This is a genomic window from Vibrio sp. (genome assembly GCF_050299255.1).
Taxonomy (GTDB): domain Bacteria; phylum Pseudomonadota; class Gammaproteobacteria; order Enterobacterales; family Vibrionaceae; genus Vibrio.
On sequence record NZ_JBNKVP010000200.1, the window covers coordinates 1 to 574 of the forward strand.

Sequence of the window (574 nt, forward strand, 5' to 3'; positions counted from 1 at the left end):
ATCGCTTTCGAAGCAACTGTTTTACCAACATCGGTATCCGTACCCGCAATAAACAATGATCTTATCATCGATAAATAACCCCTAAACAAACCTGATATGTTGCAGGTAAAGAACCTTGCTGACTTCGAAACTGCTCATAGGCCTGTTCCACTTGAATCAGAGCCTTTCTTCCCGTCAACCCATGAGTACGAGTACTGATATGATTCGCGCCAATGCCCTTCAAATCTCGCATTAAATCAAATGCAGAATCATACCAAACCGTTACTTCGGCCAAGTTTAAGTGATGCTTAGGAACCTCGGCTTGCGCTAACGCAATTTTTACCTGATTGAAAGAAATGAACTCATTAACATGTTGATGAGAATCAATTTTCCGCCATGACTGCTTAAGCTCAATCAGGGAGCCATCAAGCAAAGTGGAAAAGTAACCACGACCTAATGGTTTGAGTACACGTCGTATTTCAGCCAGAGGCGAGGATAAATCGTCACACCACTGAAGAGCCAGACTTGAAAAAACAATATCAAACTCGCCAGCAGAAAAAGGCAGTTGTTCCGCATCGGCATGAACATAAGTGAC

The 574-nt window shown here is 42.9% G+C and carries 1 protein-coding gene and 1 pseudogene; both read right to left on the bottom strand.

Translation table 11 applies throughout. The features are described from left to right. Positions 1 to 89: pseudogene (locus tag ACQY6F_RS19020) on the bottom strand (dethiobiotin synthase); the annotation flags it as partial. Then, the coding region (locus tag ACQY6F_RS19025) for a methyltransferase domain-containing protein (RefSeq protein ID WP_428776691.1) at positions 65 to 574 on the bottom strand (510 nt) is incomplete at its 5' end. The pseudogene ACQY6F_RS19020 and the gene ACQY6F_RS19025, both read right to left, overlap by 25 nt.